General features: G+C 39.7%; 15 protein-coding genes. 14 read left to right on the top strand and 1 reads right to left on the bottom strand.

Translation table 11 applies throughout. The features are described 5' to 3' along the window. Positions 1–48: 48 nt before the first annotated feature. The 10 genes from def (at position 49) to spoVM (ending at position 9,175) form a co-directional block, all read left to right on the top strand. Positions 49–522, top strand: coding sequence for a peptide deformylase (gene def / locus MKY06_RS21635; protein WP_013084828.1), 474 nt, complete (start codon positions 49–51; stop codon positions 520–522). A gap of 10 nt (positions 523–532) precedes the next feature. Beyond that, entirely contained in the window at positions 533–1,471 is a 939-nt protein-coding gene (gene fmt, locus MKY06_RS21630; RefSeq protein ID WP_013058922.1) for a methionyl-tRNA formyltransferase, read from the top strand. Beyond that, complete coding sequence (gene rsmB, locus MKY06_RS21625) at positions 1,464–2,804, top strand: 16S rRNA (cytosine(967)-C(5))-methyltransferase RsmB (RefSeq protein WP_053487705.1); 1,341 nt, start codon at positions 1,464–1,466, stop codon at positions 2,802–2,804. The genes fmt and rsmB overlap by 8 nt, the downstream gene beginning before the upstream one ends. A gap of 2 nt (positions 2,805–2,806) precedes the next feature. Further along, a complete protein-coding gene (gene rlmN, locus MKY06_RS21620) occupies positions 2,807–3,898 on the top strand; it encodes a 23S rRNA (adenine(2503)-C(2))-methyltransferase RlmN (RefSeq protein WP_013058920.1) in 1,092 nt (363 codons plus the stop codon). A 4-nt stretch (positions 3,899–3,902) separates the two neighbouring features. Then, a complete protein-coding gene (locus tag MKY06_RS21615; protein WP_013058919.1) occupies positions 3,903–4,646 on the top strand; it encodes a Stp1/IreP family PP2C-type Ser/Thr phosphatase in 744 nt (247 codons plus the stop codon). A gap of 5 nt (positions 4,647–4,651) precedes the next feature. Continuing rightward, positions 4,652–6,697: a Stk1 family PASTA domain-containing Ser/Thr kinase gene (pknB, locus tag MKY06_RS21610; RefSeq protein WP_170960230.1), complete on the top strand. Its 2,046-nt coding sequence runs from the start codon at positions 4,652–4,654 to the stop codon at positions 6,695–6,697. Between the two features lie 13 nt (positions 6,698–6,710). Then, complete coding sequence (gene rsgA, locus MKY06_RS21605; RefSeq protein WP_013058917.1) at positions 6,711–7,592, top strand: ribosome small subunit-dependent GTPase A; 882 nt, start codon at positions 6,711–6,713, stop codon at positions 7,590–7,592. Between the two features lie 2 nt (positions 7,593–7,594). Then, positions 7,595–8,251, top strand: coding sequence for a ribulose-phosphate 3-epimerase (rpe, locus tag MKY06_RS21600; RefSeq protein ID WP_013058916.1), 657 nt, complete (start codon positions 7,595–7,597; stop codon positions 8,249–8,251). Between the two features lie 116 nt (positions 8,252–8,367). After that, positions 8,368–9,015, top strand: a complete 648-nt coding sequence (locus MKY06_RS21595; protein ID WP_098279075.1) for a thiamine diphosphokinase — start codon at positions 8,368–8,370, stop codon at positions 9,013–9,015. Positions 9,016–9,094: 79 nt separating this feature from the next. After that, positions 9,095–9,175 (top strand): stage V sporulation protein SpoVM, encoded by an 81-nt coding sequence (gene spoVM / locus MKY06_RS21590; protein ID WP_016765421.1) that lies wholly within the window; start codon positions 9,095–9,097, stop codon positions 9,173–9,175. Positions 9,176–9,232: 57 nt separating this feature from the next. On the opposite strand, the gene rpmB is transcribed toward spoVM, so the two are convergent. Beyond that, positions 9,233–9,421, bottom strand: a complete 189-nt coding sequence (gene rpmB / locus MKY06_RS21585) for a 50S ribosomal protein L28 (protein WP_013058914.1) — start codon at positions 9,419–9,421, stop codon at positions 9,233–9,235. A gap of 314 nt (positions 9,422–9,735) precedes the next feature. Here rpmB and MKY06_RS21580 point away from each other — a divergent pair, with 314 nt between their 5' ends. The 4 genes from MKY06_RS21580 to sdaAB all read left to right on the top strand — a co-directional run bounded on the left by MKY06_RS21580 (position 9,736) and on the right by sdaAB (position 13,881). Next, on the top strand, positions 9,736–10,098 hold the full coding sequence (locus MKY06_RS21580; RefSeq protein ID WP_013058913.1) for an Asp23/Gls24 family envelope stress response protein: 363 nt from the start codon (positions 9,736–9,738) through the stop codon (positions 10,096–10,098). A 16-nt stretch (positions 10,099–10,114) separates the two neighbouring features. After that, a complete protein-coding gene (locus tag MKY06_RS21575) occupies positions 10,115–11,782 on the top strand; it encodes a DAK2 domain-containing protein (RefSeq protein ID WP_063672611.1) in 1,668 nt (555 codons plus the stop codon). Positions 11,783–11,977: 195 nt separating this feature from the next. Next, positions 11,978–13,006: a PTS sugar transporter subunit IIC gene (locus MKY06_RS21570; protein WP_016765419.1), complete on the top strand. Its 1,029-nt coding sequence runs from the start codon at positions 11,978–11,980 to the stop codon at positions 13,004–13,006. Between the two features lie 212 nt (positions 13,007–13,218). Continuing rightward, positions 13,219–13,881, top strand: a complete 663-nt coding sequence (sdaAB, locus tag MKY06_RS21565) for an L-serine ammonia-lyase, iron-sulfur-dependent subunit beta (RefSeq protein WP_013058911.1) — start codon at positions 13,219–13,221, stop codon at positions 13,879–13,881. Positions 13,882–13,945 lie beyond the last annotated feature (64 nt).

Here is a 13,945-nt window from a genome sequence, read left to right as displayed (position 1 = left end):
AGAAGAAGCTTTTTGGATATAAATAGAAAGAATAAAGGAGGTGCCTATTTGGCTAAGCTTAAGCTTGTTTACCATCCTAATGAAGTACTTGAACAAGAATGTGAAGTCGTTAAAAACTTTGATAATAAATTAGCGAAATTACTAAACGGCATGTATGATTTAATGCTTGAAGCAGACGGTGTGGGTCTAGCTGCTCCTCAGGTAGGAGTTCTGCAGCAAGTGGCAGTGGTAGACGTGGATGACCGACACGGTAAAATTGAGTTAATTAATCCGGTAATTATTGAGCAACGAGGCGAACAAATCGGTCCAGAAGGCTGCCTAAGTTTTCCGGGCCTTTTTGGTGACGTGGCTCGAGCTGATTATGTGAAAGTACGTGCGCAAAACCGTAAAGGAAAACCTTATTTTATAGAAGCAAAAGGTTTTTTAGCACGAGCAATTCAGCATGAAATTGATCATTTACACGGTGTATTGTTCACGGAAAAAGTAACAAAGTATTACGAAGAGGATGAACTAGAAGGGTAGGTTTTACACGATGAAAGTCGTATTTATGGGAACGCCGGATTTTTCAGTGCCGGTTTTACAAACATTACTTAAAGATGGATATGAAGTGGTCGCAGTGGTTACACAGCCGGACCGACCAAAAGGACGCAAGCGCGTATTAACACCTCCTCCTGTAAAAGTTGAGGCGTTAAAGCATGAAATACCTGTACTGCAGCCAGAAAAGATTCGTTTAGAAGAAGAATATCAGCAAGTGTTAGCGTATGAGCCTGACCTAATTGTAACAGCGGCTTTTGGTCAAATTTTACCAACCCCTATTTTAGAAGCGCCTAAATACGGCTGTATTAACGTGCATGCTTCTCTGTTACCTGAACTGCGCGGAGGCGCGCCGATTCATTATTCAATTCTACAAGGTAAGCCGAAAACTGGTGTTACAATTATGTATATGGTAGAAAAATTAGATGCAGGTGATATCTTAACACAGGTAGAAGTTCCGATTGAAGAACGTGATCACGTTGGCACACTTCATGATAAACTCAGCGCTGCTGGTGCAAAATTGCTTTCAGAAACCATTCCTTCTCTTGTAAAAGGTGAAATTACGCCGGTTAAACAAAACGATGACGAAGCGACATTTGCTTCTAACATTAAGCGTGAACAAGAGAAAATTGATTGGGCCCGTACAGGAGAAGAAATTTATAACCATATCCGCGGACTTCACCCTTGGCCCGTTGCTTATACAACAGCAGACGGTCAGGTCATGAAAATTTGGTGGGGAGAGAAAGTATCCGCATCAGGCAAACCGGGTACCGTTTTATCACTTGAAGAGGATGGATTTATAGTAGCAACTGGAAATGAAACAGCTATTAAAGTGACGGAACTTCAGCCGGCTGGAAAAAAACGTATGGATGCAGCGCAGTATTTACGAGGTACATCCGTTGAAGTCGGAACAGTATTAGGGGATGTCAATGAGTAAGTACAACGTTCGAGACATAGCTTTAGATATTTTACTAGCTATTGAAAAAAATCAGGCATTCAGCAATCTATTGTTAAATAACAGCATACAAAAACGGGGTATTCAAGGAAAAGATGCAGGACTGTTAACGGAAATTGTGTATGGAACGATTCAAAGACGTGATACGTTAGATTACGGGTTAGCGCCTTTCTTGAAAAATCCAAAAAAGCTTCAGCCTTGGGTGCGAGTGCTGCTTCGTTTATCTCTTTACCAAATGGTATATTTAGACCGGGTGCCGGACCGGGCAATCCTTCATGAAGCAGTAGAAATTGCCAAAAAACGCGGTCACAAAGGAATTGCCTCAATGGTAAACGGCGTTTTACGAAATATTCAGCGCAGCGGCACGCCTTCTTTAGAAGAAATACAAAATCCTGTGGAGCGCTTGGCGATTGAAACGAGTCATCCATTGTGGCTTGTAAAACGCTGGGTGGAACAATATGGATTGGACAAAACACGCGGAATCTGTTTAGCTAATTTAATGGCCCCCAAACAAACAATCCGAGTAAACAGTGCACGCTTTACGCAAAATGAAGTAAAAGAAGCGCTTGAAAAAGAAGGGATTGTTGTAGAACCAGGCCATTTTGTAGAAGAGGCGCTAGAAGTTCAAAAAGGAAATGCAGCTCATACACAAGCATTTCGTGAAGGAATGTTTACCGTTCAAGATGAAAGCTCTATGTTAGTGGCTCATGCGCTCGGTGCAGAGGCAGAAGAGCTAATTTTAGATAGCTGTGCTGCACCGGGAGGAAAATCAACTCATATTGCAGAGCAGCTTAAAAACAGTGGTAAGGTTATTTCCTTGGACATTCATGACCATAAAGTAAAGCTGATTGCCCAGCAGGCAGAGCGTCTGCATCTTACCAATATTGAGCCGACGGTTCAAGACAGCCGCAAAGCGGGCGAACAGTTTGATAAAGAAATGTTTGACCGCATCTTAGTAGATGCCCCATGCTCAGGTTTTGGTGTAATGAGACGAAAACCTGATTTGAAATATACAAAAACTGAGCAAGATGTAAAGCAGCTGGCGCGTATTCAACAAGATATTTTAAATGCGGTTGCGCCTTTATTAAAAAAAGGTGGGACCCTTGTATATAGTACATGTACAATTGACCGAGATGAAAATGGGGATGTTGTAGCAGCATTTTTAACAGATCATGCTGATTTCCAAAAAGATGAAACACTTGTTGCACGGATGCCGCAAAAGCTTAAACAAAACGTAAAACATGGTGAAATTCAATTGCTGCCAGATGCACAAAGCGATGGATTTTATATTGCATGTTTACAGAAGAAGGTGTAAAAATGGAAGAAGTAGCTAAAAGAAAAGCAAAAGCAGAAGAAAAACCGCAAAAACCATCTATTTATTCATTAGAAATGCACGACCTAGAAAATTGGTTAGTAGAACACGGAGATAAGAAGTTCCGTGCTAAACAAATTTTTGACTGGTTATATGTTAAACGCGTAACGGACTTTGACGATATGTCAAACTTATCTAAAGGATTACGTGAACAATTAAAAGACAAATTTGCATTAACGACATTAAAAACAGTTGTTCAGCAAACGTCTGGGGACGGCACGATGAAGTTTTTATTCGAACTCCATGACGGTTATACGATTGAAACAGTGCTTATGCGTCATGAATACGGAAATTCTGTCTGCGTAACGACTCAAGTTGGCTGTCGCATCGGCTGTACGTTCTGTGCGTCTACTCTTGGAGGTTTAAAGCGTAATTTAGAAGCTGGAGAAATCGTAGCGCAAGTAGTAAAAGTACAAAAAGCGCTAGATGAACAAGGAGAACGCGTGAGCTCTGTCGTAATTATGGGTATTGGGGAGCCGTTTGATAACTATGATGAAATGATGCGCTTCTTAAAAACAATTAACAGTGATGATGGATTAAATATTGGTGCACGTCATATCACAGTATCGACAAGTGGAATCATTCCGAAAATCTATAAGTTTGCTGATGAAAAAATGCAAATCAATTTTGCAATTTCACTTCACGCTCCAAACAATGACATCCGCTCACGCTTAATGCCAATTAACCGTGCGTACAAACTTCCTGATTTGATGGAAGCTATTAAATATTATACGGATAAAACGGGAAGACGTATTAGCTTTGAGTATGGTCTATTCGGAGGAGTAAACGATCAAGTAGAGCATGCCGAGGAATTAGCGGATTTGATTAAAGACGTTAAATGTCACGTGAACTTGATTCCGGTAAACTATGTGCCTGAGCGTGATTATGTTCGTACACCGCGTGAACAGATTTTTGCATTTGAACGTACGCTTAAAAAGCGTGGCGTTAACGTGACTATTCGACGTGAGCAAGGTCATGATATCGATGCAGCTTGTGGCCAATTACGTGCGAAGGAGCGTAAAGAAGAGACGAGGTGATTGTATGGCAACTGTCTTCATGACAGACCGAGGGAGAGTTAGACAACACAATGAAGATAACGGAGGGGTATTTTTGAACCAACACAATCAGCTGCTTGCAATTGTGGCTGATGGTATGGGAGGTCATCGAGCTGGCGACGTCGCCAGTGAGATGGCGGTTCAAAAATTGCAAATAGCGTGGGAAGAAGCGGACAAAGTAACGTCTCCTGATGAGGCAACGCAGTGGATTCGTACGCATGTTTCGCAAATTAATCAAGATATTTATCAGTATGCTCAGGAGCATGAAGAGTGTAAAGGTATGGGTACAACAGTTGTACTTGCTCTATGCGCCGATACGTTTTGTGCGATTGGTAATATAGGAGACAGCAGATGCTATATTTCAAATGAATATGGATTTCAACAAGTAACAGAAGATCATTCTCTTGTGAATGAACTCGTAAAAAATGGTCAAATCACAAAAGAAGATGCTGAGCATCATCCACGAAAAAATATCTTATTGCGAGCACTAGGTACCGAAGAAAATGTTAGTTTAGATGTAAAAACAATTGAAGTGGAAAAAGAAGATCGATTATTATTATGTTCAGATGGACTGACAAATAAGGTAACGGAACAAAAGCTGAACGAAACGTTATCAACAAGTTCATCACTTCACGAAAAGGGTACGAGCCTGATTCAATTAGCAAATGAGCTTGGTGGAGAAGACAATATTACACTTGCAATTGTGGACTTTACATCTGAAAGTGGGTGAGAGTGTTGCTAATAGGTAGACGGCTAAACGACCGTTATAAGGTATTGCAAGTAATTGGTGGAGGCGGAATGGCAAACGTCTATTTAGGTCGCGACATGATTTTGGATCGTGATGTGGCAATTAAAGTGCTTCGTTTAGACTTTGCAAGTGACGATGCGTTTATAAAGCGTTTCCATCGAGAAGCACAATCTGCTACGAGTATTGCTCATCCTAATATTGTCAGCATTTATGATGTTGGAGAAGAAGAAGATATTTACTATATCATCATGGAATATGTACCGGGTATGACATTAAAGCAATACATTCTGCAAGAATCACCACTATCTCTTGATAAAGCCATACATATTATGACGCAGATTACATCAGCTATTGCCCATGCTCATCAGTACGGAATTATTCACCGGGATATTAAGCCTCAAAATATTTTAATTGATCATGATGATACCATTAAAGTTACTGACTTCGGCATTGCCGTAGCACTAAGTTCTACAACCATTACGCATACTAATTCTGTTTTGGGCTCTGTTCATTATTTATCTCCTGAACAGGCAAGGGGAGGGCTTGCGAATAAGCGGTCTGATATTTATTCGCTTGGCATCGTCCTATTTGAATTGCTAACGGGTCGAGTCCCTTTTTCTGGGGAATCGGCTGTGTCAATTGCATTAAAACATTTACAGACAGAAACACCTTCTCCAAAAAGATGGAATCCATCTATCCCTCAAAGCGTGGAGAATGTTGTATTAAAAGCAACAACTAAAGATCCATTTTACCGATACAGTTCCGTCGAAGAACTCGAAGCGGATTTACAGTCTGCTGTTCATCCAAATCGTTATAATGAACAAAGGTTTACGGTGCCTGATGATGAAGAAGTGACAAAAGCCATTCCAGTTATTAAGGAGGATTTTGTTGAATCCGAAGAAACGCACGTACCTGTGAGAAAACCACCTCACTTAGAGCGGGAAGAACAAGAGGAAGAAGAGTTAAAGCCGAAGAAAAAAAAGAAGAAAAAGAAAAAAGGCAAAAGCAAGCTGATTGTAACGCTTGTTTTAATTTTTTTGCTACTGGCAGCTGCTAGTGTAGCCGCTGTTACATTTATTCCGGCTTTATTACTGCCAAAAGACGTAAAGGTTCCTGATTTACATAATCAAGATTATGAATCAGCAGTAACCGATTTAGTTTCTTTAGGCTTTAAAGTGAAGAATCCTAAAGATATATCCGATAATGAGGTGGAAGAAGGCGACGTGGTTAAAACGATGCCAGAAGCGGGAGACGTTATCAAAGAAGGATCTAATGTCATTATTTATCGAAGTACAGGAAAGAAAAAAGAAGCATTTAACCGGTACATTGGAAGAAGCTTTACGGAAGTAAAAAGTCTGTTAGAAAAGCAGAATTATAAAGATATCCAATCCATCGAAGTTGAAAGCACAGAACCGAAAGGCAATATTACAGATCAGACGCCTAAAGAAACCGAACAAGTCGTGCCGGAAGATACAACGGTTACGCTATGGGTAAGTAAGGGTCCGCCGAAGATTACATTAAAGGATTTCTCGGGCTGGACGGAAAAAAGCGTAAAAGATTATGCATCAGATGAAGATATTGAAGTGGACGTAAAAACAGCGTATTCCGACACTGTTGAAAAAGGTCTTGTGATGTCTCAAAAGCCTGCAGCGGAGCAGAGTATCGAGCAAGGTGATAGGCTCACCATTACAGTCTCAATGGGCAAGGAGCCAAAAGCTCCTCAAACGGTGTCAGTGGATGTGACTATTCCGTATAAAGAAGAGACTGACACCGAAGCAAGTACGGAACAAGGCGACGCAACGGAAACAGGCGATGCCACCGGAACAGAAGAGGAAAAGCCAAAGCCGCAAAAAGTACAAATTTATATCGAAGATGCAGATAACGATATGTCCGTTCCTGCTAAAGAACTAACGATTACTGAAACAACAAAAGAATCGTTCGATGTTTTAGTTGATGAAAATGAAAAGGCGTCTTATAAAATTGTCCGAGACGGGGAAGTTATTGAAGAAAAAGACGTTGAATATCCAGAGTGATAGGAGTGAGGTTATGCCAGAAGGAAGAATTATTAAATCCCTTAGCGGATTTTATTATGTTCTTCATGACGGACAAGTAACGCAATGTCGAGGACGAGGTGTTTTTCGTAAAAAGAAGGTAACGCCTTTAGTCGGTGACAATGTAGTATTTCAGGCGGAAAATAAGCTTGAAGGATATATACTTGAAATTAAAGAACGTAAAAATGAATTAGTTCGTCCCCCTATTTCAAATGTTGATCAGGCGCTGCTTGTTTTTTCAGCGATTGAACCTGATTTTAGCACAATGCTTCTTGACCGATTTTTAGTGTTAGTGGAGTCTAATCATATTGAACCTATTATTTGTATTTCAAAAGTAGATCTTTTATCACAGCAGCAAAAGCAAGAAATCGAGCAATATGCCGAAGAATATCGTAAAATAGGATATGAGGTCATTTTAACGTCGACAGTCACAGAAAAAGGCATGGAACAAATTCAGCCGTTATTTGAAGATCGCGTAACGGTTATTGCCGGACAGTCAGGTGTAGGTAAATCTTCACTGTTAAATACACTTAAACCAGAGCTTGAATTAAAGACAAATGATATTTCAATGTCACTTGGAAGAGGAAAGCATACAACACGTCATGTAGAACTGATTTCGTTTGGTGAAGGTTTAGTAGCCGATACGCCAGGCTTTAGCTCACTAGAATTTTTAACATTAGAAGTAGAAGAGTTAACCGATTGTTTTCCTGAAATGTCGCGTTTGAGTGAACAGTGTAAATTTCGAGGTTGTTTGCATGTGAAAGAACCAAAATGTGCGGTGAAAGAAGCATACGAACAAAAAGAAATTCCGAGTTATCGCTACGAACATTACTTGCAATTTATTGAGGAAATTAAGCAAAGAAAGCCGAGGTATTAAAAATGACAAAAATCGCACCTTCCATTTTATCTGCCAATTTTTCAAAGCTTGCTGAAGAAATTCGTGAAGTTGAAGCAGGTGGAGCAGACTACATCCATATAGACGTTATGGATGGCCATTTTGTTCCTAATATTACAATTGGACCGCTTATCGTTGAGGCTGTACGCCCTGTCACAACACTGCCATTAGATGTGCATTTAATGATTGAAAACCCAGATCAATACGTTCCAATGTTTGCAAAGGCAGGTGCTGATATTTTAACGGTACATGCTGAAGCGTGTACTCATTTGCACCGCACCATTCAATTAATTAAAGAGCACGGCATGAAAGCAGGCGTTGCTTTAAATCCTGCAACGCCAATTGACGTGGTAAAGCATATCTTAGAAGATATCGATCTTATTTTATTAATGACGGTGAACCCAGGCTTTGGAGGACAAAACTTTATTCCAAGTGTATTGCCAAAAATTGAGCAAATCTCTCAGCTTATTGAAATTCGTCACCTTTCTATTGAAGTAGAGGTTGATGGAGGAATTAATGAAGAAACAGCAAGAAAATGTGTGGAAGCAGGAGCAAATGTCTTAGTGGCTGGCTCAGCTATTTATAATCAAGAAGATCGAGCTGGCGCAATTAGTCAAATTCGCACAACTGTTCAAGCGTAAGTAATAAAAGCTGCTGTGTACAACGAGTAGAACTTGTACACAGCAGCTTTTTCTTTTAGGATAAAGAAAACATATTTATTTCGTCCATTTTTTAATAGAAAAGGAGCATATACATAATGAAAATTCATATTCTAGCAGGGGGACCGGATGAACATATGCCACCCCTGCACCAATCAAATGATGTAAAGTGGGTAGGAGTAGACCGTGGCGTATTCCTTCTTCTTCAACAAGACATTTTGCCCGTAAAAGCATTCGGAGATTTTGATTCCATTACAAATACGCAGCTTAAGCTAGTGAGAGAAGCATTACAAGATGTTGAATTGTATCCTGCAGAAAAAGATGCAACGGATTTGGAACTTGCTTTTGAGTGGGCAATAGGGCAAAAACCGGACAGTATTTGTATCTTTGGAGCAACAGGTGGAAGGCTTGACCACATGTTTGGAAGCATTCAGCTCCTGTACAAAGGGTTAAAAAAGAAAGCGAATGTACAAATGATTGACAATCAAAATATCATTCAATTGTTTGAACCAGGCACTTATCATGTTGATCGTTTAAAGGAGTTTCACTATATTTCATTCGTTCCTTTTGCAGGCGGTGTAAAAGAGCTTACGCTAGAAGGTTTCAAATATCCGCTCAATAAGCATGAAGTAGAACTGGGCTCAACTTTATGTATTAGCAATGAACTTATTCAACAAAGAGGTACTTTTTCATTTACAAAAGGCATATTAATGATGGTAAGAAGCAATGATAAACGTTGCTTGTGATGAAGTATGGAAAATGAGAGCAGGACATAGGGCTTTCTTTAAAAGGAGATAAAGTGTGGAGACGGTTAGGAGGGACAGTATGAAATTCTATACAATCAAACTTCCAAAGTTTTTAGGTGGCATCGTAAAGGTCATGCTTAATTCGTTCAAAAAAGATTAACAACGCCGGAATAATAAAAGAAGCACCATAAAATATGGTGCTTTTTCATTATAAAGATTAAACGCGTTGAACTTTACCAGACTTAAGGGCTCTAGCTGAAACGTACACACGTTTTGGTTTACCGTTCACTAAGATACGTACTTTTTGAACGTTAGCACCCCATTTACGCTTAGTAGCGTTCATTGCGTGAGAACGTGCGTTACCTGAACGAGCTTTTCTACCAGTTACTACACATTTGCGTGCCATGATTTTCCCTCCTAACACCAAAAAAACTACTCAATTCTGTTTTGAGAAATACTATATTAATTTATCACAGCCTTACAGAGAATGCAATAGTTCTGGAGAAAAGCTTTCAAGAAATTTTCCTTGACATATAAAATGAATCTATGTTCAATAATATAGAGAGTAGAAATAGGTATAACCTGGGCTATTACTTATTTTAAGATAAGTTGATACCTAATACTGTCATCTTTAAAAGGGACAAGCTGGACGCCTCTTTTAAAACGAGATTGATTATAGTAGAATATTTATAACCTATGAAAGTAGAAAGGGGAACGAGTATGTCCATCGAAATGAAAACGAAATATGGTCAAATTGATATCTCTACAGATGTAATTGCCACAATTGCTGGAGGAGCAGCTGTTGATTGTTACGGGATTGTCGGAATGGCTTCAAAAAATCAGCTTAAAGATGGTCTTACAGAAATTCTTCGCAAAGAAAACTTTACACGAGGTATTGTGGTAAGACAAGAAGAGGATGACGTACATATCGACATGTACATTATCGTAAGCTATGGAACAAAAATTTCTGAAATTGCTCATAATGTGCAAACAAAAGTAAAATACACACTGGAACAAACGGTTGGTTTAACGGTTGATTCAGTAAATATTTATGTGCAGGGTGTTCGTGTAACGAACGTTTAATTAAGGAGGAAGATTCGTGTCAATGACAACGTTGGACGGAAAGCGGTTTAGAGAAATGGTGCTTCAAGGAGCCCAGCATCTATCTAACAATGCAGATTATGTAGATGCGCTGAACGTTTTTCCTGTACCAGATGGTGATACTGGAACAAATATGAACTTATCGATTACGTCTGGTGCTAAAGAAGTGAAAAATAAACTATCTGATCACATCGGCCAAGTGAGTCAAGCTTTGTCTAAGGGCTTATTGATGGGGGCGCGCGGTAATTCAGGAGTTATTTTATCTCAATTATTCCGCGGTTTTGCGAAATCGGTTGAGCAAAAGTCAGCGATTACAACAGTTGAGTTTGCTGAAGCTCTTGAGCTTGGGGTAGAAACTGCTTATAAAGCTGTTATGAAACCAATCGAAGGAACTATTTTAACAGTAGCTAAGGATACTGCTAAAAAAGCAGCAGCTGTTGCTAAAAAGCAATCTGATATGATTCTGTTCATGGAAGAAGTACTTAAGGAAGCTAATGCTTCGTTAAATCGCACGCCAGATCTTTTACCCGTGTTAAAAGAAGTAGGCGTAGTGGATAGCGGAGGCCAAGGGCTTGTTTTAATTTATGAAGGGTTTTTAGCTGAATTAAAAGGTGAAAAACTTCCGGGTGTACCCATGTCAGCTCCTTCGATGAATGAACTCGTAAATGCTGAGCATCATAAGCATGCGCAAAGCCATATGAATACAGAAGATATTGAATTTGGCTATTGTACAGAATTTATGGTAAGGCTGGAAGAGGATAAGCCTGCAGCTAAAACATTTTCTGAAGAAACGTTTCGTCAAGACTTAAGTAAATGGGGCGACTCATTGCTTGTAGTATCTGATGATGAAATCGTGAAAGTTCATATTCACGCTGAGCATCCTGGAGAAGTGTTAAACTACGGGCAGCAATATGGAAGTTTAATTAAAATGAAGATTGAAAACATGAGAGAACAGCATAGCAGCATTGTTTCAGGTGAAGAAAAGCCTGCACTAAAAAATGCTGAAAAACAGCCCTTTGGCATTGTTACTGTGTCAATGGGAAAAGGAATTGCTGAATTGTTCAAGAGCCTTGGGGCAACGGTTGTCATTGAAGGCGGACAAACAATGAATCCAAGTACGGAGGATATTGTCAAAGCGATTGAAGAAACAAATGCTGAACAGGTACTGATTTTACCTAATAACGGAAATATTGTGATGGCTGCTAACCAAGCGGCTGCTGTTGCCGGCAGTCACGTTTCGGTTGTCCCGTCTAAAACGGTTCCTCAAGGAATGACAGCGCTGCTATCATTTAATCCTCAGCAAAGCTTAAAAGAAAACGAGGAAGTAATGACAGAAGCTCTACAGCACGTGAAAACAGGACAAGTAACGTATGCAGTTCGCGATACAAATATTGATGGTCTTGAATTAGCTAAAGGCGATTTTATGGGTATTGCCGAAAAGAAAATCGTCGTAAAAGATTCAGAGAAATTAGAAGCAGCGAAAAAGCTTTTGACTTATATGATTGATGACGAAGCGGAAATCCTTACCATTCTTCAAGGAGAGGATGTCTCAGATGATGAAGCTGAAGCGCTAACATCGTTTGTAGAAGAAACGTTTGAAGAAGTTGAGGTAGAGCTTCATAAAGGAGATCAACCTTTATATTCTTACATTTTTGCAATTGAATAACAAAAAAAGAAGCATCCCTCCTGAGGGGTGCTTCTTTTTTGTGTTTTTTAAGTTAAACACGAACTATCTTATTTTTAAATGTTGTAATTGTTCGGTATGTTAGGTATATTAGTTGAAAAGAACCCGTTTGTATGGTAGTTTTGAAAACTGATTGAGTCAAATGTGAAAGAAAACAGCATGAGAGGAGAGACAACAGTGGATATTTTAAAAGGAACAGGTTTATTATTATTAGTTTTATTTTTATTTTGGTTGTTTAGCAACAAGGCACCTTATGGCATGAAAGCAATGGGGGCTCTGGCAAGCGGAGCGGTAGCTGCGTTTCTCGTAGAGGCCTTTCAGTCATATGTAGGAGGAGATTTACTAGGTATTTCATTCCTAGGTGAAGTAGGAAAGGCTGCAGGAGGAATGGGAGGAGTTGCGGCGGCAGCACTAGTTGCTTTGGCGTTAGGAGTATCTCCTGTATATGCTCTTATGATGGGGGTGGTGTGTTCAGGGCTAGGCTTGCTCCCTGGATTTTTTGCGGGATACCTCATGGCATTTGTAGTGAAATTTATTGAGAAAAAGGCACCTGCTGGTCTAGACTTATTAGGCAACATCTTAATTGCAGCACCTTTAACAAGATTAATTGGTAATGCATTCTCACCTATTGTAGATGCGACGCTTTTAAATATTGGAGGAATTATCAAAGATACAACAAGTGCTAGCCCTATTTTGATGGGAATTATTTTAGGGGGAGTGATTACAGTAGTAGCAACGGCTCCGCTTAGTTCAATGGCTTTAACGGCTATGCTAGGGTTAACGGGATTGCCTATGGCGATTGGAGCTCTTGCTGTGTTTGGTTCTTCTTTCATGAACTATGTGCTGTTTGATCGATTAAAAATTGGGGATCGTCGTACAACTATTTCAGTTGCAGTTGAACCTTTAACACAAGCGAATATTATTTCAGCAAATCCGATTCCTATCTACATTACAAACTTTGTTGGAGGTGCACTAGCCGGTGTAGTTGTGGCTCTGTTCGGATTGGTAAATGATGCTGCAGGCACGGCAACGCCAATCGCAGGACTTGCAGTGATGTTTGGGTTTAATGACCCTATGAAGGTCACAATTTGTGCAGTACTTTGCGCACTAGCGGGAGCATTAGCTGGGTTTATAGGTTCAGTTGTTTTTAAAAACTTTAAAATTAAAACAGTAGACGATGTAGCTTCCGAGCAAGAAGCAGCTTAAGTAATTCATCTTTTCCTGCATAATATAGCAAAAAAAGCGGTGTGCTTATCTTATTTTTATGGATAAATACACCGCTTTTTTTATGCGTGAATCCCTAATAAAAATGAGAATTTTTAAATTTTTTAAGAGCGTGAAACAAAGCTTCCAAAAAGTCAAAAGCTCAAGTAACATATAAGTAATAACAATGTCTAAATAGCAGGGGGAAAATCCTTATGAAATATAAATCTGTCTTTGATATTATTGGTCCGGTAATGATTGGACCATCTAGCTCACATACAGCTGGTGCAGCGCGTATTGGACGCGTTGCCCGAACGCTTTTTGGCAAGCAGCCCACAAAAGTTGTGGTTTCACTGTACGGTTCTTTTGCTCAAACGTATAAAGGGCACGGAACAGACGTAGCGCTGATTGGCGGTATTTTAGATTTTGATACGTTCGACCAGCGTATTCCGCAATCTTTGGACTTAGCTAAAAAAGAAGGAATGGACGTCACATTTGTTGAGGAAGCGGCAATCACAGATCATCCGAATACTGCTCGCATCAAAATGAGCGACGGATTAAAGGAAATTGAAGTTGTTGGAATTTCAATTGGCGGAGGGAAAATTCAAATTACGGAGCTGAACGGATTTGAATTAAATTTATCAGGCATGAATCCAGCTATTCTCGTTGTGCATAATGACCGATTTGGTGCCATTGCGACCGTTACGAATATTTTGATGAAACATTCAATTAATATCGGACATATGGAAGTATCTCGTAAAGAGCGCGGAGAAGTAGCGCTTATGGCAATTGAAATGGATACGAATATTGAAGATGATGTTATTGAAGAGTTAAAAACATTGCCTCACATTATTCAAGTAACAAGAATGGTTGAATAGGATAGAACGAACGTGAACGGCCTGCAAAAAATAACAGAGGCCGAGTGATTGTATATGATTCTAA

It is taken from the genome of Priestia sp. FSL P4-0332 (assembly GCF_038005845.1).
Taxonomy (GTDB): Bacteria; Bacillota; Bacilli; order Bacillales; family Bacillaceae_H; genus Priestia.
The sequence above is the reverse complement of the archived record's forward strand: the minus strand, read 5'-3'. Positions and strand labels throughout refer to the sequence as shown.